Annotated in this window: 14 protein-coding genes and 3 tRNA genes; 8 read left to right on the top strand and 9 right to left on the bottom strand. The window is 74.0% G+C overall.

Annotation, left to right across the window (positions count from 1 at the left end):
• Window positions 1–253: 253 nt before the first annotated feature.
• A complete protein-coding gene (locus tag ABZ885_RS05300) occupies window positions 254–1,276 on the bottom strand; it encodes an NADP-dependent oxidoreductase (RefSeq protein WP_360183572.1) in 1,023 nt (340 codons plus the stop codon).
• Between the two features lie 94 nt (window positions 1,277–1,370).
• Here ABZ885_RS05300 and ABZ885_RS05295 point away from each other — a divergent pair, with 94 nt between their 5' ends.
• Window positions 1,371–1,835 carry a MarR family transcriptional regulator gene (locus tag ABZ885_RS05295; protein ID WP_360183570.1) on the top strand — a complete coding sequence of 155 codons (465 nt, stop codon included), beginning with the start codon at window positions 1,371–1,373 and terminating at the stop codon, window positions 1,833–1,835.
• Between the two features lie 158 nt (window positions 1,836–1,993).
• Entirely contained in the window at window positions 1,994–3,535 is a 1,542-nt protein-coding gene (locus ABZ885_RS05290) for an LCP family protein (RefSeq protein WP_360183568.1), read from the top strand.
• On the opposite strand, the gene ABZ885_RS05285 is transcribed toward ABZ885_RS05290, so the two are convergent.
• On the bottom strand, window positions 3,532–4,452 hold the full coding sequence (locus tag ABZ885_RS05285; RefSeq protein WP_360183566.1) for a pyridoxal-phosphate dependent enzyme: 921 nt from the start codon (window positions 4,450–4,452) through the stop codon (window positions 3,532–3,534). The two genes, ABZ885_RS05290 and ABZ885_RS05285, sit on opposite strands and share 4 nt — an antisense overlap.
• A gap of 387 nt (window positions 4,453–4,839) precedes the next feature.
• On the opposite strand from ABZ885_RS05285, the gene ABZ885_RS05280 reads away from it, so the two are divergent.
• The gene (locus ABZ885_RS05280) at window positions 4,840–6,810 is read left to right on the top strand and encodes a hypothetical protein (protein ID WP_360183564.1); all 1,971 of its coding nucleotides are present in this window, start codon (window positions 4,840–4,842) and stop codon (window positions 6,808–6,810) included.
• A 312-nt stretch (window positions 6,811–7,122) separates the two neighbouring features.
• Here the strand turns inward: ABZ885_RS05280 and ABZ885_RS05275 are convergent.
• Window positions 7,123–7,196, bottom strand: a tRNA-Ile gene (locus tag ABZ885_RS05275).
• Between the two features lie 190 nt (window positions 7,197–7,386).
• On the opposite strand from ABZ885_RS05275, the gene ABZ885_RS05270 reads away from it, so the two are divergent.
• Together ABZ885_RS05270 and ABZ885_RS05265 are read left to right on the top strand one after the other, a co-directional pair.
• Window positions 7,387–8,301 (top strand): hypothetical protein, encoded by a 915-nt coding sequence (locus ABZ885_RS05270; protein WP_360183562.1) that lies wholly within the window; start codon window positions 7,387–7,389, stop codon window positions 8,299–8,301.
• 143 nt (window positions 8,302–8,444) lie between these two features.
• Complete coding sequence (locus ABZ885_RS05265) at window positions 8,445–9,194, top strand: trypsin-like peptidase domain-containing protein (RefSeq protein ID WP_360183561.1); 750 nt, start codon at window positions 8,445–8,447, stop codon at window positions 9,192–9,194.
• 178 nt (window positions 9,195–9,372) lie between these two features.
• Here ABZ885_RS05265 and ABZ885_RS05260 read toward each other — a convergent pair.
• Window positions 9,373–9,445 (bottom strand) — tRNA-Asn (locus ABZ885_RS05260).
• A 63-nt stretch (window positions 9,446–9,508) separates the two neighbouring features.
• Window positions 9,509–9,581, bottom strand: a tRNA-Asn gene (locus ABZ885_RS05255).
• Between the two features lie 242 nt (window positions 9,582–9,823).
• Between ABZ885_RS05255 and ABZ885_RS05250 the strand changes: the two genes are divergently transcribed.
• From ABZ885_RS05250 to ABZ885_RS05240, 3 genes are all read left to right on the top strand, one after another.
• On the top strand, window positions 9,824–10,117 hold the full coding sequence (locus ABZ885_RS05250) for a hypothetical protein (protein WP_360183559.1): 294 nt from the start codon (window positions 9,824–9,826) through the stop codon (window positions 10,115–10,117).
• A 119-nt stretch (window positions 10,118–10,236) separates the two neighbouring features.
• Entirely contained in the window at window positions 10,237–11,670 is a 1,434-nt protein-coding gene (locus tag ABZ885_RS05245) for an FGGY family carbohydrate kinase (RefSeq protein WP_360183557.1), read from the top strand.
• Window positions 11,671–12,325: 655 nt separating this feature from the next.
• Window positions 12,326–13,456, top strand: a complete 1,131-nt coding sequence (locus tag ABZ885_RS05240; protein WP_360183555.1) for a DUF2690 domain-containing protein — start codon at window positions 12,326–12,328, stop codon at window positions 13,454–13,456.
• Here ABZ885_RS05240 and ABZ885_RS05235 read toward each other — a convergent pair.
• The 4 genes from ABZ885_RS05235 to ABZ885_RS05220 form a co-directional block, all read right to left on the bottom strand.
• The gene (locus ABZ885_RS05235; protein ID WP_360183553.1) at window positions 13,444–14,625 is read right to left on the bottom strand and encodes an RNA polymerase sigma factor; all 1,182 of its coding nucleotides are present in this window, start codon (window positions 14,623–14,625) and stop codon (window positions 13,444–13,446) included. The two genes, ABZ885_RS05240 and ABZ885_RS05235, sit on opposite strands and share 13 nt — an antisense overlap.
• A gap of 125 nt (window positions 14,626–14,750) precedes the next feature.
• Complete coding sequence (gene dnaG / locus ABZ885_RS05230) at window positions 14,751–16,652, bottom strand: DNA primase (protein ID WP_360183551.1); 1,902 nt, start codon at window positions 16,650–16,652, stop codon at window positions 14,751–14,753.
• An 87-nt stretch (window positions 16,653–16,739) separates the two neighbouring features.
• Window positions 16,740–18,050 carry a deoxyguanosinetriphosphate triphosphohydrolase gene (locus ABZ885_RS05225; RefSeq protein WP_360183549.1) on the bottom strand — a complete coding sequence of 437 codons (1,311 nt, stop codon included), beginning with the start codon at window positions 18,048–18,050 and terminating at the stop codon, window positions 16,740–16,742.
• Window positions 18,051–18,173: 123 nt separating this feature from the next.
• Window positions 18,174–18,715 (bottom strand): phosphatidylserine decarboxylase (locus tag ABZ885_RS05220; protein ID WP_360183547.1); only part of this gene is annotated, 542 nt, incomplete at its 5' end.

The following is an 18,715-nucleotide window of genomic DNA, read 5'->3' as shown; positions in this document are numbered from 1 at the left end:
AGGCTTTCGCTCAATGCTAGTCGAATCCGCAACGAGGTCCACCCCTCGGTCGGATCTCTCCCCCGAACGGCCCCATCGCCGGGCGGGACCACCGTACCGCGCCGCCCCGCACCGCGGCTGACGCACTTTCGGATCCGGCCGGAATGCGGTAGTGCGGCCGGATCCTCTGCGCCCGGTACGCAAACCGCCCCGCACACCCGGCGGGGCGGCGGGGCGGTGCGGCGACCGGAGGAGCGTCCGCACTGACGGCGCGTCAGCCGTCGAGACGGACCACCATCTTGCCGGTGTTGCCACCGCGCAGCAGGTCCAGGAAGGCGTCCACGGCGTGCTCGAAGCCGTCCACGACGGTCTCCTCGCTGCGCAGCCTGCCCTCCCGCAGCCAGCCGCCGACCTCGGCGACGAACTGCGGCTGCAGGGCGGCGTGGTCGCCGACCAGCATGCCCTCCAGGCGCAGCCGCTTGCCGATAGCCAGCGCGAGGTTGCGCGGGGCGGCGGGCGCCGTGGTCTCGTTGTACTGCGCGATCGCGCCGCAGAGCACCGCGCGCCCGTGCACGCCGAGGGCGCCGATCGCGGCCTCCAGGTGGCCGCCGCCGACGTTGTCGAAGTAGAGGTCGATGCCCTCCGGAGCGGCCGCGGCGAGCTGCTCGGCGACCGGCGCGTCCTTGTAGTTGAACGCGGCGTCGAAGCCGTACTCGTCGACCAGCTTCGATACCTTCTCCGCCGAGCCGGCCGAGCCGACCACCAGCGAGGCGCCCTTGAGCCGGGCGATCTGGCCGACCATGGTGCCGACCGCGCCGGCCGCGCCGGAGACGAAGACCCGGTCGCCCTCCTTGAGGCCGCCGACCGCCAGCAGGCCGGCGTACGCGGTCAGGCCGGTCATGCCGAGCACGCCGAGGTAGGCGGAGAGCGGCACCGACGGGTCCACCTTCACCGCGCGCCCGGCCTCGACGGTGGCGTACTCGCGCCAGCCGAGCCCGTGCAGCACGGCGTCGCCCGGGGCGAAGCCCTCGGCCGCGGAGGCCACCACGTAGCCGACGGCGCCGCCCTCCATCACCCGGCCGAGCCCGAACGGCGGGAGGTAGGACTTCACGTCGTTCATCCGGCCGCGCATGTACGGGTCCACCGACAGGTAGGCGTTGCGGACCAGGATCTCGCCCGGGCCGGGGGTCCGGACCGGGGCCTCGGCCAGCGCGAAGTCGGCCGGGACCGGCCAGCCCTGCGGACGGGCGGCGAGGTGCCACTCACGGGCGGTGGCGGGTGCGTCCTGCTCGGCCATCGGGGTACTCCTTGGTGCATGAAAGGTTGACTTACTGAAGTAACGATGGACATGAAAGGTTCACGTTGTCAACTGTTCAGGTAGACTGTCGGGCATGGACACCCAGCCGACCCGGGCCGCCACGCCGCAGCCCGAGGAGATCACCCGTGAGGTCGTCGACCTGATGGCCAATCTGGTCGCGCTCTTCCACCGCGAGTACGAGGAGGCCGCCGCCGCCCGCTCGCTCACCGGCGCCCAGGCCAAGGTGCTCGCCCTGCTGCGGCGCGGACCGATGCCGATGCGCCACATCGCCCAGACGCTCAGCTGCGAGCCGTCCAACATCACCGGCATCGTCGACCGGCTGGAGTCGCGGGGCTTCGTCACCCGCGAGGCCGACCGGCAGGACCGCCGGGTCAAGCTGGTCGCCGCCACCGACAGCGGGGCGGCCGCCTCCGCGGAGCTGCGCGAGTCACTGAACTTCGCCCGCGAACCGCTGGCCGCGCTCGACGCGGACGAGCGGACCCAGCTGCGCGACCTGCTCCGCCGGATGCTCTCGGGCGCCTCCGGCCCCGGGGCGTGAGCAGCATCACAGCCCTGACGGCCGGTCCGGCGCAATTGACCGGCCTCCGACGGTAACCGAACACTCCCGCGAAACGTCTAACGTTCGGGACTCGCACCGGCCTGCCCAAACGCCGGTGCGTGCAGGGAACGACACCAGAAGACGGGGGGACCGGGACGATGAGCAGCAGCTTGCGCCGCCGGCGCATCGTACGGACCGCCGTGGGCCTCGCCGCCGTCCTGGTGCTGTCGGTGGCCGGCGCCGGTGCCTGGTTCTACCACCGGCTGGACAGCAACATCACCACCTTCGACGCTGGCGGCGTCGCCACCGAACGGCCGCCGGCCCCCGTCCCGGTCACCCCCGGCGCCTCGGTGCCGGTGAACGTCCTGGTGCTCGGCTCGGACACCCGCGACGACGGCAACGCCGACCTCGGCGGCGGCGAGGAGGGCGTCGGCCACTCCGACACCGCGATCCTGCTGCACATATACGCCGACCACAAGCACGCCGTCGGCGTCTCGATACCCCGCGACGCCCTGGTGACCATCCCGTCCTGCCGGCTGCCCAGTGGCAACTGGACGACGCCGAGGACGAACCAGATGTTCAACTCGGCGTTCACCGTCGGCGAGTTCCCCAAGGGCAACCCGGCCTGCACGCAGAACACCGTCGAGACCCTCACCGGCCTGCGGATCGACCACACCATCGTGGTCGACTTCAAGGGCGTCGCGGCGATGACCGAGGCCGTCAACGGCGTGGACGTCTGCGTCCCCAACGACGTGAACTCGCACAACATCCACCTCCGGAAGGGCATGCAGAAGCTCTCCGGGCAGCCCGCGGTGGACTACCTCCGGGCCCGGTACGGCATCGGCGACAACTCCGACATCGGGCGGATGAAGCGCCAGCAGGCCTTCCTCTCCTCGATGATCCGCAAGGTCCAGGGGCTCGGCTTCTCCCTGCCGACCCTGCTCCCGCTGGCCGACGCCGCCACCCGGTCGCTCACCGTGGACGAGGGCCTGGGCACCGCGATGAAGCTGGTGGACTTCGCCCAGTCGCTGCAGCAGATCAAGCTCTCCGACATCACCTTCGTCACCACCCCCTGGCGCTACTCCGGCGACCGGGTCGCCCTGGTCCACCCGGACGTCGACACGCTGTGGAAGCTGCTGCGCGAGGACCGCACGCTGGACGGCCAGAGCACCGGCCTGGTCCCCGGCCCCTCCCCCACGACCACCCCGGGCGGCCCGGAGAGCGGCCCGGCCACCCCGCCCGGCCCGCTCGCGCCCGAGCAGGCGGCCGCACCGGTCACCGTGGTGAACGGCGTCGGCACCCCCGGGCTGGCCGGCAAGGGGGCGGAGGCGGTCCGCGCCAGGGGCTTCCAGAACGTCGCCCTCGGCCCGACCAACGGCGGCCGGCTGCAGACCGAGATCGCCTACGACCCGGCCCTGAAGGCCGCCGCCGACCAGCTGGCCCCGCTCTTCCCGGGGGCGCGCCTCACCGAGGAGGCGGGCACCGAGGGGATCACCGTCACGCTCGGGCGCGACTACCTCCCGGCCCTGTCCACCGGACTCGACGCCGTCGGCGCCCCGGCGCCCGGCCCGACCGGCGGAGGCACCGGCGCCCCCACGGCCGGCGCCACCCCGCCCGCGCCCAGCGGCGTCCCCACCGGGATCGCCGAGAACGCGCGCGGGGCCGACACCGACCCCTGTGCCAACCTGACCTTCGGTTAGGGGCTGTCCGGGTCCGGCAGGCCGGTGATCACGGCGGTGAGCCGGGTGCCCGCCGGAAAGGCGCCGGCCGCCGCCAGGTCGTACAGGGCGGCGAGCATCTTGGCGACGTACCGGCGCTCCAGCGCGATGCCGTGCCGGCGCTCGAAGTCCTCGGCGAAGGCGGCCAGCCCGGCCGGCACCCGGCCGTAGCCGCCGCCGTGGTGCTCGTGGTCGATCCGCCAGTTGCCGGACTCCCGCCCGAAGGCGGCCCGTTGCAGCCGGGAGACCTCGCCCTCCAGGTAGCCGGCGCCGCCGCGCAGCACCGCCACCCCGAGCGCCCGCGCGCCCGGCGGCAGGCCGGCCGCGATGCCCGCCAGGGTGCCACCGGTGCCGACCGGGCAGCAGAGCACGTCCCGTTCGCCGAGCCCGGGCAGCTCCGCCGGGACGGCCGCCGCGCCGACCGCCGCCAGCGCGTTGGAGCCGCCCTCCGGCAGCACCAGGCAGGGGCCCCAGCGCCGTTGCAGCTCCGCGGCGACCGCGTCGTCCGTCCCGCACGCCGCCGCCGTCCGCCGGTAGTCCGTCCGGGACAGGAAGACCAGCCGCATGCCCGCCGCCTCGGCCGCCCGGAGCGACCAGTTGCGCGGCGCGGCGGCCAGTTCCTCGCCCCGGACCAGCCCGACGCTCTCCAGCCCCAATGCGGCCGCGGCCACCGCGACCGCGCGCAGATGGGTGGAGTAGGCCCCGCCGAAGGTCAGCAGCCGGGTCCGCCCCTGCTCCACCGCCGCCGCCAGGTTGGGCCCGAGCTTGCGCCACTTGTTGCCCGGGACCGCCGGGTGCAGCAGGTCGTCCCGCTTGAGCCGCAGCGTCACCCCGGCGCGGGCCAGCACCTCGTCGGTGCAGTCCACCAGCGGGGTCGGCAACAGGGCGGGTTCGAGCATCGGGCCAGGATACGAACCGCCCGGGCGGCCGGGCCAGACGGTAAAGAATGGGTAACGGCTACAACCCTGTCCCACCGTCACGGGTCCGCCCTGAAGAAGGCCGGATGACACGTCCGTTCGGCCCACCCCGCGTCGGTAGCGGGCGAAGCGATGCTTCACACTTGTACCACCCGAAGACCTTCAAACGAGTCTTCGATGTTCGAAATGCCTTTCATCTTGCTGGGGGAAAAAGCCGTGCCGCTCGCGCCGTCCGATGTGACCGATATGACAGAGGTCACGGCTGACCCCCTCTCACCCGGCAGAACCGGCGGCCCCGTCGGCGGAGGACGCTCCTCCCGATTCGGCCGCGGGCGCCCGGGGAGCGGTCTGCTGTGGTTCGCGGTCCTGGTGCTCGGACTGCCGCCGCTGTTCCACCTCGTCAAGGCCGACCTGCTCGGCTTCCTGATGCTCTGGATCGCCACCGCGACGCTGATACGGTCCTCGGCCACCGCCTTCGACCGGCTGATGATCTCGGGGGTCACGCTGGTCGGCTGGACCTGCGCGCTCGGCCTGGTCGCCAGCCGCTGGCCGTGGGGGCTCCACCCGCTCGCCCTGGCCGAGCTGACCGCCCTCGCCCTGGTCGCCGTCCGGGCCGTCCACGCCCCCGCTCCGGCCTCCAGGACGCTGACGCCCGGCGCCCGGATCCGCGCGCTGGTGCCGACCCGCGACCACCCGCTGCTGCTCTCGGCCGGCCTGGCCGTCGCCTTCATCATGTACCCGGTGCTCCGCCGGGACCCCACCGAGCGCCTCGCCCTGATCCTCTCCGCGGAGGACCTCGGCCGGCACAGCGCGCTCTACGACACCATCCTGCGCCTCGGCGGCCTCGCCTCGCTGCACCAGACGGACGCCGCCGGCACCGTGCAGCAGGGCCTGGCCACGTACCCGCAGGGCAGCCACCTGACCCTGGCGGTGATCACCAGCTTCCTCCGCGGGGGTGCCGACCGGGGCTCCTCGCTGGGCCAGATGTCGCTGTTCGTCGTGCTCTACACGGTGACCACCGCGGCGCTGGCCGTGGCGGTGCTCTGGGCGGTCCGCCGGGCCGCCGGACCGGCGCTGCGCGGCTGGCGGGGCATCGCCCTGCTGCTGCCCGTCACCGTCTTCCTGGTCGTCGCCGAGCTGCCCAAGATGTACCTCAACGGCTTCATCAGCGAGATCTTCGCGCTGGGCCTGCTGGCGGTGCTGGTCGCCCTGGCCGTCCGCCCGCTCAACCGGATCCACGAGCAGCTCGTCGCGCTCGCCGCGCTGACCGTCGGCATCTCCTTCGGCCACTACCTGCTGCTGCCGGCCGCCGGCATCACCGTGCTCGGCTGGGCCGCCGTCCACTGGCGCGGCTGGAAGCGGCACTGGGTGGCCGTCCTGGTGATCTCCGCCGTCGCCGGCGTGCTCGCGCTCTTCCCGATCTACGTGAACCTCAAGTCGGCCGGCTCCGCCGACGTGCTGACCCTGCCCGGCGGCATCGGCCCGGTCGGCCGGCACGTGCTCTTCCCGCTGGTGGCCGCCACCATCGTGGTGCTGCTGACCCCGGCCGCGCTCGCCAACCGCGCCCGCCGGGCGGCGCTGGTCTCCTGCGCCGCGATCGTGGGGCTCTCCTTCGCGATCATGGAGTACCAGCTCCGCTCGGTCGGCGGCACCTCGTACTTCTACGAGAAGATGCTCCACCAGCTGCTGGTGATCGGCCTGGTCACGATGGCCGCCGCACTGCTCCCGCTGTTCGGCCGCCGGGTCCTCGCCGGCGGGCGGTCCGCGGGCGCGCGCACCGCGGGACCGGCGGTCCTGCGGCCGGGGCTGCGGTCGGGCGTCGCGGTCGTGGCGGCCACCGGCTGCCTGCTGTACGGCGTGATCTCCGACAGCCAGCCCGACGCCAGCGCGGCGTCCGGCTGGGAGGGCAGCCCGGGCCGGGTCATGCTCCGCGGCGCGCAGACCCGCGGGGACGTCGCCAAGCGGGTCGCCGCGATCGACGGCTCCCGGCCGGCCAACGACCCGCGGGTCGCGGTGTCGCTGGGCGGCTCGCGCGCCTGGGGCGAGCAGACCTCGGACTGGAGCTCCAGCGAGGACAACCTCTGGCTCGGCGTGCTCAACCGGGACCAGGGCCGCTCCTGGAAGTCCTGGGAGTGGGCGCTCAGCCGCCGCAGCGCCCAGGACATCCTGGACTACGCGACCACCTCGCCCGACCCGCTGCGGTTCTACCTCGACGACGCCAAGCTGGTGGCCGAGGTGAAGGCGCTGGCCGCCAAGGGCAAGCACCCCGGCCTGGAGGTCTGCCAGGTCAAGCGCAACGCCAAGGGCGAGCTGGTGGTCGAGGCCGTCAAGCTCGGCTGAGCCCGCCGCAGGGCCGCCACCGTCCACCGGTGGCGGCCCTGCGGCTTCGGGCCGCGGTACGGAGACACCGGCAGAACGTCAGCACGACGGCGGCAGGGCAGCAGCACGGCGTCGTCAGGGCGGGTCCGCGGAGGACCGGGGCGGGCGGAGCGGAGTGCGGACCGGCAGCGGTACGGCAGGGGGCGTCAACGCGCCCTCGGGGCGGCCCTATTCGGGTGATTCCCGGCCTGTCGGTGCGGTCGCCGGGAGTCGCGGTCACTAGAGTTCGTGCAGATGACCGCACCTGGTCAAGCCCGGTCGTCCGGACGAAGGTGGGGCGGGTGGGACTCGAACCCACGACCAAGGGATTATGAGTCCCCTGCTCTAACCGGCTGAGCTACCGCCCCGGTTCGCCGCGCGACCGGTCACCGGCCGCGGCAGCAGCAGACGGCCCCGCGAGGCCGTCTCCGGGCAGCATAGCCGGTCGATCACCCGTGGTGCGCGCCGGGGGCGCACATGGGTGCGCGCGGATACACGCCTCCCCGCCCGGAGCAGCCCCGGTGGCGGGCGGGTGACCGCACCGGCGAGCCTGGGCGGATGACGGTACGTGAGCCGGGGCCGGTCTCCCGGGCGGTGGCCGGGGTGGCGCTGGCGGCCCTGACGGCGGCGGGCTGCACCACCGCGGCGGGACCGGGCGGCGCGACCCCGACGGTGCGGTCCCGGCCGGCCTCCGCAGCAGCCTCCTCCCCGGGTCCGGACGCGGGCTCCTCTCCGGGCCCGGACTCCGCCTCGGGCGACAGCTTCGGCTGGAGCCGGGAACGGCTGCGCGGGGCACTCGGCCGCCAGACCGGGGTCACCCGCACCGCCAAGCCCACCGTGCTCAACGGCCTGGTCGGCGCCGTCTTCACCCGCAACGCGGACGGCGACCACTTCTGCACCGCCAGCGTGGTCGACAGCGCCGGGCTGAACCTGATCGTCACCGCCGCGCACTGCGTCTGGGACCCACGGCTCGGGCAGCGCAGCGACCTGGTCTTCGTCCCCGGCTACCGGGACGGCGACACCCCGAGCGGCGTCTGGCCGCTCCTCGCGGTCACCGTCGACCAGGCCTGGAAGGACGACGCCGACCCGGACGTCGACGTCGCCTTCGCCGTGGTCCAGCCGCAGAACGGGCAGCAGGTGCAACAGGTGCTCGGCGCCAACCGCCTGGGTGTCGACCGCGGCTACCGGCTGGAGGTGAAGGTGACCGGCTACCCCGGCACCAGCGAGGTGCCGATCACCTGCAGCAACACCACGTCCGAGCAGAGCCCCACCCAGCTGCGGATCGACTGCCCGGACTGGACCGGCGGCACCAGCGGCAGCCCCTGGGTGACCGACTTCGACCCGGACAGCCGCACCGGCACCGTGGTCGGCGTGATCGGCGGCTACCAGGAGGGCGGCGACTCCCCCGACACCTCGTACAGCAGCTACTTCGGGGACCGGGTCCAGGCCCTGTACGACCGCGCCACCGGCTGACCGGGCCCCGGGGCCGGCGGAGCCGGGAGCGGGTTGGCGGGGGTTGGCGGAGCCGGGCGGGGGCTGGTAGATCTTGCTCACACGAACGGCGGTCCGCACGACCCGCAGGGCCCGCCCCGAGGACGAGACGAGACGGAGCCCGGATGACCCCCCGCCCGGTACGGCCCGCGCGCGCGGCCCAGGCGGTCGCACTGGCGGCCCTGCTGCTGGCCGCCGGCACCGCCTGCGGCAACGGGGGGCAGCAGGCGCCGACCGCACGGGTGGCGCCGCAGAGCCCGGCGGGCGACCGGATCGGCACCCTCGCCATCCGCACCGCCCAGGGCCCGCGGGCCTGCACGGCGAGCGTGGTGCACAGCCCGGGGCGCAATCTGCTGGTGACCGCCGCGCACTGCGTGCAGAGCCGCCGGATCGGCCTGCTGGACGGCCTGGTGTTCACCCCCGGCTACCGCAACGGGCACTCCCCGTACGGGAGTTGGCCGGTGCAATCGGTCACCGTCGATCCGCGCTGGTCGGCCGGCGACGACCCCGAGTACGACGTGGCGTTCGTCACCGTCCGGCCGGTGGGCGGGCGGGAGGTCGAGGACGCGGTCGGCGGCAACCCGCTCGGCACCGGCCAGGGCTTCGACCAGCCGGTCTCGGTGACCGGCTACCCCAACGAGCGCGACGAGCCGATCACCTGCTCGGTCCGCACCAGCGCGCAGAGCCCGACCCAGGAGCGGTTCGACTGCGGCGGCTACACCGACGGCACCAGCGGCAGCCCGTGGGTGACCCCGGCGGGCGCGGTCATCGGCGTGATCGGCGGCTACCAGGAGGGCGGCGCGACCCCCGGCACCTCGTACAGCATCACCTTCGACGGCCGGGTCGCCGAGCTGTACCGCCGGGCCACCGCCTGAGGCCCGGCCCCGGCCGCCCACGGCCCGGCCGGCCTCCCCGGCCTTCCCTGCCTTCCCTGCCTTCCCGGCCCGGCCGAGCGCGCGGGCGGGCGCCGTGTGACGAAGGCGACAACACGAAGGCCCCCCGGTCGACCGGGGGGCCTTCGCTCTGAGCAGTCACCGGGCGGACCCGGTGCAGCTCCCGCATTTGGACTCGAACCAAAAACCTGCCGGTTAACAGCCGGCTGCTCTGCCAATTGAGCTATGCGGGATCGCGGTGGACGACTGCCGCACCACGGACAGGAGAACCGACCCTGACGGGGCGGCCACCTGAGCTCCCCCAATTGGACTCGAACCAATAACCTGCCGATTAACAGTCGGCTGCTCTGCCAATTGAGCTATGGGGGATCGGCTTCCGCTTCGGCCCCCGGTTTCCCGGGCTCCTCGGCGCTCGCTGCGGGACATACATTAGCGCACTCGGGGGGGTGGTCCGCCAATCGCTTTCCCCGGCCGCCCCGCAGACCCGCCCGGCGCGCCCCGCGCGCGCCCCGCAGGAGGCCCGGGGATGCTGGGGGCACGGACGGTTCGCCGCCCCGGATGACGGGTAGGGCAATGCGGCAATGGCCGCCAGGAGAGGGTGGAATCCGATCATGTGGAAGCTGTCGTTGATCGTCGGACTCGGGGCGGGCTACGTGCTGGGCTCGCGCGCCGGGCGCCAGCGGTACGAACAGATCGCCAAGGTCACCCGGCAGGTCGCCCAGAACCCCAAGGTGCAGAGCGCCGCCGGCAAGGCCCGGCAGCAGGCGGGGGCGGCCGCCGGGAAGGCCGCCGGCGCCGTCGCGGACAAGGTCGGGGACCGGCTGCCGAACGCCGTCACCGACCGCGTGCCGTACTTCAACCGCCCCCGGGTGGAGGACGACAGCTGGGGCACGTTCCGTCCGTGACCGGGCGGTGACGGCGACCGGGCGGGCACCTCGTCCGCGACGGCTCCGGAGCGGTACCGAACGGGCAACACTTGCCCGGACGGACCGCGTCCGGACGGCCGCTGAGGCATGATCTCGACATGGCCATCGTCGCGGGGATAGACAGCTCCACCGGTCGCACCCGGATCGTCGCGTGCGACACCGGGACCGGCGCGGTGCTGCGGTCCGGCAAGGCCCCGCACCCCGTGCCCGAGGGCGCCGCACCCCGGGCCGGCGAGGCCGACCCGCAGGTCTGGCTGCACTCGCTCGGCGACGCGGCCACCGGCGGCCTGCTGGAGGGCGTCCGGGCGATCGGCGTCAGCGCGCAGCAGCACGGCATGATCGGCCTGGACGCCGGCGGCGTGCTGGTGCGGCCCGCGATCCTCTGGAACGACCCGCGCTCCAGCGGCGCCGCCGCCGCCCTGGTGGACGAGTTCGGCGGCCCGGCCGCCTGGACGGCCGCGATCGGCGCCGTCCCCGGCCCCACGTACACCATCGCCAAGCTGCGCTGGCTGGCCGAGTTCGAGCCGGCCAACGCCCGCCGGGTGGCCGAGGTGCTGCTGCCGCACGACTGGCTGGTCTGGCAGCTGCTGGGCCACCCCAAGCGGCGCACCACCGACCGGGGCGACGCCTCCGGCACCGGCTACTGGTCGCCGGTCACCGGCGAGTACCGGCAGGACCTGGTCGAGCTGGCGCTCGGCCACGGGCTGAAGGTGCCCGACGTGCTCGGCCCGGCCGAACCCGCCGGGCACACCCCCGAGGGCCTGCTGATCTCGGCCGGCACCGGGGACAACATGGCGGCCGCGCTCGGCCTCGGCCTGCGGCCCGGTGACGCCGCCGTCTCGCTCGGCAGCTCCGGGACGATCTTCGCGGTGCACGAGCAGGCCGTGGTGGACGCCACCGGGCTGGTGTCCTCCTTCGCCGACGCCACCGGCCGCCACCTGCCGATGGTCGCCACCCTGAACGCCGCCCAGGTGCTCCGCTCCACCGCCGCACTGCTCGGCCGCGACCTGGAGGGCCTGAGCGAGCTCGCCCTGCAGTCCTCCCCCGGCGCGTACGGGATGGTGCTGCTGCCCTACCTGGACGGCGAGCGGACGCCCGCGCTGCCGCACGCGGCCGGCACGCTGACCGGGATGCGGGCCGAGTCGATGACCCCCCAGCACCTGGCCCGGGCCGCCGTCGAGGGCATGCTCTGCAACCTCGCGGACGCACTGGACGTGCTGCGGGCCCGGGGCGTCGAGGTGCAGCGGGTCTTCCTGCTCGGCGCGGCCGGGCGGCTGCCGGCGGTCCGGCAGATCGCGCCGCTGCTGTTCGGCGTCCCGGTCGTGGTGCCGCCGCCCGGCGCCCACGCGGCGCGCGGCGCGGCCCGGCAGGCCGCCTGGGCGCTGGCCGGGACCCCCGAGCCGCCGCACTGGGAGCTGCCGGAGACGGTCACCGTCACGCCGGACCCGGAGCAGGACCTGCCCGTCGGTGCTGCGGTGCGCCAGCAGTTCCGGGCCGCCCGGGAGCAGGTCCACCCGGAGACGGCCGGCTGAGCCCTCCCACGGCCGGGCGGGCGCCGCGCGCGGCGGGCCGCGCGGATGGGGGGAGCTGCGCGCGCGGGCTGTCCTGCGCGGGCGTGTGAAGCCGCGTCACCCGCGGCCGACGGCAAAGAGGGGGACGCGGCGGCGTCGCCCGTCCCCCTTGTGGGCGTCCGGGATACCGGCCCGGACAGCCTTCCACCACTGACGCGTCCCGTACCCCGGCGCGTCCCCGTACCCCGGCGCGTCCCGGGATCCCCCTCCACCGGTGTTCCGGCGGCCCGGGCGCGGGCGAAGGCCACGGCGGGGTGGACGGCACGCAAGCGCCCACCCCACCGTGCGTCCCTGGTCACCGGGGCAGCCTCCCCCCGCGAGGCTGCCCCGGTCGTGGGGGATTCGGGACGTCAGGGATGCGGCCCGCGAACGGTGCCCGGACGAAGGATCCCGGCGCCGTTTCGGACCGACGAGAGAACTGTGCACGACTGACGCGTGATTGTTCGAGTGGCCACCGGGGTTGTGAGACACTTCCGTCCGTCTCAGCGCCATGACCTGGTGTTTGAGACGGCAGGCCGGTGAGGTTGGAGACGCGGAAACGCCCCCGGACCTGGGCCGGTGCCCAACTCGGCCCTGTTCATCCCGCGTCCCCCGTTTCCGATGTTGGGAAGACCGCATGGCATCCGCCTGGAAGCACCTGCCGGACGAACTGTCCGCCCCCGCAAGACGCCTGACGGAAGAGCTCCGCGCCGTCAAGGACGCGACCGGCCTCTCGCTGTCCGAGCTCGCGACCCGGACCCACTACAGCCGCGCCTCCTGGGAGCGCTGGCTCAACGGCAAACGCGTCGTCACCGAGCAGGCGCTGGAAGCGCTGATCAAGGCGGTCGACTGTGACGGCCCCGCACTCCGGGCGCTCTGGGCGAGTGCCGCGGAGGCGGGCGACGCGGCGGAGACCGCCGTGACCGCAGGGGCCGCAGGGGCCGCCGGGGCCGCGGCCGAGAACAGTGCCGCGCACGACGCCGGACCCGGCGTCACCGGGGCCGGGGTCCCGGCCGGATCCGAGGCCGCATCCGACGCCGGCTCCGACGCCGGCTCCGACGGCGGCTCCGACGGCGGCTCCGCGGTGGAGACCGCCGACGAGGGTGGTCCGGGTGCGGACGAGGAGCCCGTACCGGCGCCGGCCGCCGCGACCCCGCGCTGGTGGCGGCGGCCGGCGGCGCTGGTGGCCGGTGCGCTGGTGGCGGCGGTGCTGCTGGTCCTGGCCGGCTTCCGCTTCACGCACGGTACCGGGGAGAACTCGGCCACCGTCGCGGAGTCCGTCCCGCCCACGAGCCCTAGCGTGCCCGCCAAGCCCGTCTCGCCGGCCCCGCCCGCGGCCGCCTGCCAGGCCATGGGGTGCTCGCACAAGGACCCCAAGTCGACCGGCTGCGGCGCCGACGCCCGGACCCTGCAGACCGGCAACATCGGCAAGGTCGTGATCTACCTCCGGTACAGCCAGAAGTGCCAGGCCGCCTGGGCGGCCATCACCGAGGGCGCGCCGGACGACTGGGTGTCCGTCACGAGCAGCACCGGCGAGAAGGAGACCGGGACCATCCACTGGGGGTACGACAACTACTCGGCGATGGTGAACGCGGCGGACCCGGCCGCCACCTTCCAGGTCTGCGGCTGGCAGCCGGAGGGGAGCGACTGCACGGTGAGCGTCTCCGGCCTGGCCCAGATGGTCGCCTCCACCCCGATCCCGATCGGCCCGGCCTCGCCGCCGCCGGTCACGGCGAGCCCGTCCGCCGCCGCCGCTCAGTCCAAGTAGCCGCGGAGCTGTTCGGCGAAGGCGTGGTCGCGGAGTTTGACCAGGGTTTTGGACTCGATCTGGCGGATCCGCTCCCTCGTCACGCCGAACAGCACCCCGATCTCCTCCAGGGTGCGGGGGCGTCCGTCGTCCAGGCCGTAGCGGAGCTGGACCACCTGGCGCTCCCGCTCGCCGAGGGTGGCCAGCACCGCGTCCAGGTGCTGACGCAGCAGCAGGAAGGTGGCCGACTCGGCGGGTGAGGCGGCGTCGGCGTCCTCGATCAGGTCGCCCAGCGCCACGTCGTCCTCCTCGCCGACCGGGGTGTGCAGCGAGATCGGCTCCTGGGCCAGCCGGATCAGCTCGCGCACCCGCTCCCCGGTCAGCTCCAGGACGACGGCGATCTCGGCGGGGGTGGGCTCGGTCCCGCGCTCCTGGAGCAGCGCCCGCTGCACCCGGACCACCCGGTTGATCAGCTCGACCACGTGCACCGGCACCCGGATCGTTCTCGCCTGGTCGGCCAGGGCCCGGCTCATCGCCTGTCTGATCCACCAGGTGGCGTAGGTGGAGAACTTGTAGCCCCGGGCGTAGTCGAACTTCTCCACCGCCCGGATCAGGCCGAGGTTGCCCTCCTGGATCAGGTCCAGCAGGGTCAGCCCGCGGCCGATGTAGCGCTTGGCGACCGAGACCACCAGGCGCAGGTTGGCCTCGATCAGCCGCCGCTTGGCGATCCGGCCGGCCACCACCAGCGTGTCCAGCTCGCCGGCCAGCGGGTCGGCGGGCGGCGGCTCGCGGTTCAGCCGTTCCTCGGCGAACAGGCCGGCCTCGATCCGGCGGGCCAGGTCCACCTCCTCGGCGGCGGTCAGCAGCCTGATCCGGCCGATCTCGCGCAGGTACTGGCGGAGCAGGTCGGCCGCCGGGCCCGCCGCGGCGGCCGGGCCGGGGAGGCGCCCGGGGTCGGAGTCGGCTTCGGTGTCGGGGTCGGTGTCGGCTTCAACGTCGGCGTCGGTTTCGGCGTCGGTTTCGGCGTCGGCTCTCGCGCCCGGGGCGGCGCCGGCCTCGTGGTCCTCCGGGTGGCCCTGCGCGGGTACCCGGGCACCGTCCGGCCGCGGGGCACCGGCACGGCCGTGGTCGTCGTGGGGGGCGAGCGGGTCGGTGGTCGGGCGGGCGGTCGCGGCAAGGCCTTGGTCCACGGGCATCCCCTCGGGGCGGGCGCGACTCTGGCGGACCCGCGCTGAAAAGAGGTAGGACGCCCTCCAGTGTGGGGCACGCCACACTCCGCGGCCGAGACTCGTGCGCGGACTTTCTCCGGAGAGGACTACAGCCCCGCAGCACCCTGACTGCGCAGTCGCTGCTTGTACTGCTCAAGCTGCCAGAGCTCGCCGCTCACCGCGTTCCACTCCTCACTCGCGCCACGAGCGTGGAGCTGGTTGAGGTAGGCCCGCCCTTCGGTGATCCTCTGGTCCACTGCCTGGAGCCGCAGCTTCACCAGGAACTCCCCCGCATAGATCGCATCCGCCTTGCGGCGCGAACGCACCGGCTCCACGGTGAGCTCGGTCACCAGCGACCGCACCTGGTCGTCCGGGGACGCCTCGCGCACCGCGCTGGTGAAGTCGGCCCGGCCGGCGCCGTAGGCCGCTCCGCCGGCCTGGGCGATGGCCCGGCGCACCGCGGTGTACGGCGGAGTCGGGAACTCGTCCTCGCCGTAGTGATCGAACGCCGGGGCGACCAGGTCCGGGTGCTGAAGGGCCAGCTTGAGCAGCTCGCGCTCGACGAACTGGGCCGGGTCACGCGGGTTGAGGCGGAAGAGCGGGGTGACGGACCTGACCGGCTGCGGCTGCTCGGGGCGGCGCTGCTGGCCTCGCGGGTTCTGCTGGCGCTCGCGGTCCCAGCGGGCCAGCTGGGAGATCCGGCGGACGACGAACTGCTCGTCCAGGATGCCGAGCATGCCGGCCAGCCGGACGGCGTACTGGTGCTGGATCGACCGGTCCTTGATCTTGGCGACGATCGGCGCGGCCTCCTCCAGCGCCGCCGAACGCCCCTCCGGCGTCTCCACCCGGTGCCGGGCGACGGCCGAGCGCAGCGCGAACTCGAACAGCGGGACCGGGTTGTCGATCAGTTCGCGGACCGCGTCGTCGCCCTTGGCCAGGCGCAGGTCGCACGGGTCCATGCCGCCGGGGCTGACCGCGATGGAGGTCTTGGCGGCGAACTTCTGGTCGTCCTCGAAGGCGCGCAGCGCGGCCTTCTGGCCGGCCGCGTCGCCGTCGAAGGTGAACACGGTCTCGCCGCGGTACTGCGAGGTGTCCATCAGCAGCCGGCGGATGATCTTGATGTGGTCCTCGGCGAAGGCGGTGCCGCAGGTGGCCACCGCCGAGGTGACGCCCGCCAGGTGGCAGGCCATCACATCGGTGTAGCCCTCGACCACCACGGCCCGGCCCGACTTGGCGATCTCCTTCTTCGCCAGGTCGATGCCGTACAGCACGTGGGACTTCTTGTAGATCGGCGTCTCGGGCGTGTTCAGGTACTTGGGGCCGTTGTCGTCCTCGCGCAGCCGGCGCGCGCCGAAGCCGACCACCTCGCCCGCGATGTCCCGGATCGGCCAGACCAGCCGGCCCCGGAACCGGTCGATCAGCCCGCCGCGCTGGCCCTGCGAGGCCAGGCCGCCGAGCAGGATCTCCTTGTCGCTGAAGCCCTTGCCGCGCAGGTAGCGGACCAGGTGCTCCCAGCCCGCCGGGGCGTAGCCGACGCCGAAGGTCCTCGCCGCCTCCTCGTCGAAACCGCGCTCGGCCAGGAAACGGCGGCCGATCTCCGCCTCCGGGGAGGCCAGCTGCTCCTGGTAGTAGGCGGAGGCCACCTTGTGCGCCTCGACCAGACGGGTGCGCTCGCCCTGCTGGTGGCGGGGGCTGTAGCCGCCCTCCTCGTAGCGGAGCGTGATGTTGGCCTGGGCGGCCATCCGCTCCACGGCCTCGGCGAACGTGAAGTGCTCGATCTTCATCAGGAAGGCGATGGTGTCGCCGTTCTCCTGGCAGCCGAAGCAGTGGAAGACGCCCTTGGCGGGGTTCACGTAGAAGGAGGCGGACTTCTCGTCGTGGAAGGGGCAGACGCCCTTGTACTCGCCACCGCCACCGTTGGTGAGCTGTACGTAGTCGCCGACCACCACATCGATCGGCAGTGCGCTGCGCACCGCCTGTACGTCTTCGTCCCTGATCCGCCCGGCCACCCCGGAAGTCTACTGGGGTCGCCGGGGTTTCCCGGGTGAGCGGGCTCACCCGGGCCCGGGCGGCCACGGTGGCCCCTGGGACAGCCCCTACGTCCAGGCGGCGCCGACGAGCCGGCCGTGCAGGGCGAGGGCGGAGGCGTCGGTGAGGGTGGCGATCTGGTCGATCACCGTGCGCAGGGCGGCACGGTCGTCCTCGGCCTCCTGGTAGAGGGCGGCGAAGACCGGGTCCAGGCCCTCGGGGGCGCGCTGGTTGAGTACGTAGGCCAGTTCGGCGATCACGATCCGCTGGCGGGCCCGGAGCTGGGCCTGCTCGTCGCGCTGCATCACGAAGCGCACGGCGACGGCCTTGAGCACCGCGCACTCCAGCCGGACGTCGCGCGGCACCACCAGCTCGGCCGCGTACCGGGTGAGCCGGCCGGGGCCGTAGCGGGCCCGGGTGGCCTGCTCGGCGGCCAGGCAGAAGCGGCCGATCAGCTGGCTGGTGAGGTCCTTGAGGCCGGCCCGGGCGCGGGCGGTGCCGTCGTACGACTGCGGCCACCACTCCTGGCCGAGCAGCCGGTCCAGGGCGGCGGCCAGCTCCTCCGGCTCGGCGTCCGGGGCGTAGCGTTCGGCCACCTTGAACAGCTCGGCGCGCTCGCTCGGGGCGCGCAGCGCGGCCGGGTCGATGTGGCCCGCCTGCAGGCCGTCCTCGACGTCGTGGGTGGAGTAGGCGACGTCGTCGGACCAGTCCATGACGGTGGCCTCGAAGCACTTGCGCCCGGCCGGGGAGCCGGCCCGCAGCCAGCGGAACACCGGCAGGTCGTCGCCGTAGACGCCGTACTTGGGCGAGGCCGGGTCGGCCGGGTGGGCGCCGTGCGTCCACGGGTACTTGGTGGCGGCGTCCAGGGCGGCGCGGGTCAGGTTGAGGCCGACGCTGCGGCCGGGCCAGGGGGCGAGCCGGGCGGGCTGGTCGTCCTCCGGGGCGAAGCGCTTGGGCTCCAGGCGGGTGAGGATGCGCAGCGACTGGGCGTTGCCCTCGAAGCCGCCGCAGTCCTCGGCGGCCTGGTCGAGTGCCTCCTCGCCGGTGTGGCCGAACGGCGGGTGGCCGATGTCGTGGGCCAGGCAGGCGGTCTCCACGAGGTCCGGGTCGCAGCCCAGGGCGGCGCCCAACTCCCGGCCCACCTGGGCGCATTCGAGGGAGTGGGTGAGCCGGGTGCGGGGGAAGTCACTGCGCATCGGGGCGACCACCTGGGTGGTGCCGGCCAGCCGGCGCAGGGCGGCGGAGTGGAGCACACGGGCGCGGTCGCGCTGGAACGCCGTCCGGCCGGGGCGCTTGTCCGGTTCGGGCACCCAGCGGGCCTCGGCGGCGTGGTCGTACGGAGTCGGAGCGGCGGCGGGGCGGTGCGCGGTGTCGTCCATATGCCAATCACTGTAGGCCGCGGGTCCGACACCGGAGGTGAGCCGCGCGCGAAGGGGTGCGGGCCGGGGCGTGAATCCTCGCCGCCGCCGCGGGGCCCCGGCCCGGTCGGGGAGGGGCGGGCGTCAGGAGCGGATGACGCGGGCGAGCTGGGCGTTGACCCGGATCGGCGTGCCCTTCACCATCCCGGCGGGGAACTCGACCGTCCCCGGCTGGAAGACCAGGCAGAGGCTGGAGCCGCCGTAGCTGAAGTACCCGAGCTCGGTGCCCTTCTCCACCCGCCGGCCGGCCTCGACCTCGATGGTGACCGAGGAGATCTCCGTGATGCCGACGGGCATCACGCAGACCTTGCCGATCCGCGGATCGTCGGCCTCGATGAAGACCAGGCCGCGGGTGTTGACCGAGGACTGGTAGGCCTGGGAGAGCACGCCCGCGTCCTCGTCCCGGCCGGCCGACTCGGCGTTGCTGAACATCAGGCCGTCCACCACCTCGGCGCTCAGGACCCGGCCGGCGACGGGCGAGCGCCAGCGGTGGTAGTCGGCCCCGGAGAGGAAGGACTGGAAGACCGAGCCGCCGATGAAGTCCGCGGTGTGGACGCTGCCGTTCAGCATGTCCCGCAGCGAGTACGGCTGCCCCTTGACCCAGAACTCGTCGTACTCCCGGACGT

Origin of the sequence: Kitasatospora sp. NPDC047058 (assembly GCF_040643935.1) — a bacterium.
GTDB lineage: Bacteria > Actinomycetota > Actinomycetes > Streptomycetales > Streptomycetaceae > Kitasatospora.
The sequence above is the reverse complement of the archived record's forward strand: the minus strand, read 5'-3'. Positions and strand labels throughout refer to the sequence as shown.

What these genes read in the sequence shown, in the direction of transcription:
- ABZ885_RS05290 (WP_360183568.1), top strand. Translation starts at nt 1,994, where the DNA reads ATGAGCAGCAGCTTGCGCCGCCGGCGCATCGTACGGACCGCCGTGGGC.
- ABZ885_RS05270 (WP_360183562.1), top strand. Translation starts at nt 7,387, where the DNA reads ATGACGGTACGTGAGCCGGGGCCGGTCTCCCGGGCGGTGGCCGGGGTG.
- ABZ885_RS05250 (WP_360183559.1), top strand. Translation starts at nt 9,824, where the DNA reads ATGTGGAAGCTGTCGTTGATCGTCGGACTCGGGGCGGGCTACGTGCTG.
- ABZ885_RS05240 (WP_360183555.1), top strand. Translation starts at nt 12,326, where the DNA reads ATGGCATCCGCCTGGAAGCACCTGCCGGACGAACTGTCCGCCCCCGCA.
- ABZ885_RS05300 (WP_360183572.1), bottom strand. Translation starts at nt 1,276, where the DNA reads ATGGCCGAGCAGGACGCACCCGCCACCGCCCGTGAGTGGCACCTCGCC.
- ABZ885_RS05295 (WP_360183570.1), top strand. Translation starts at nt 1,371, where the DNA reads ATGGACACCCAGCCGACCCGGGCCGCCACGCCGCAGCCCGAGGAGATC.
- ABZ885_RS05225 (WP_360183549.1), bottom strand. Translation starts at nt 18,050, where the DNA reads ATGGACGACACCGCGCACCGCCCCGCCGCCGCTCCGACTCCGTACGAC.
- ABZ885_RS05245 (WP_360183557.1), top strand. Translation starts at nt 10,237, where the DNA reads ATGGCCATCGTCGCGGGGATAGACAGCTCCACCGGTCGCACCCGGATC.
- ABZ885_RS05265 (WP_360183561.1), top strand. Translation starts at nt 8,445, where the DNA reads ATGACCCCCCGCCCGGTACGGCCCGCGCGCGCGGCCCAGGCGGTCGCA.
- ABZ885_RS05285 (WP_360183566.1), bottom strand. Translation starts at nt 4,452, where the DNA reads ATGCTCGAACCCGCCCTGTTGCCGACCCCGCTGGTGGACTGCACCGAC.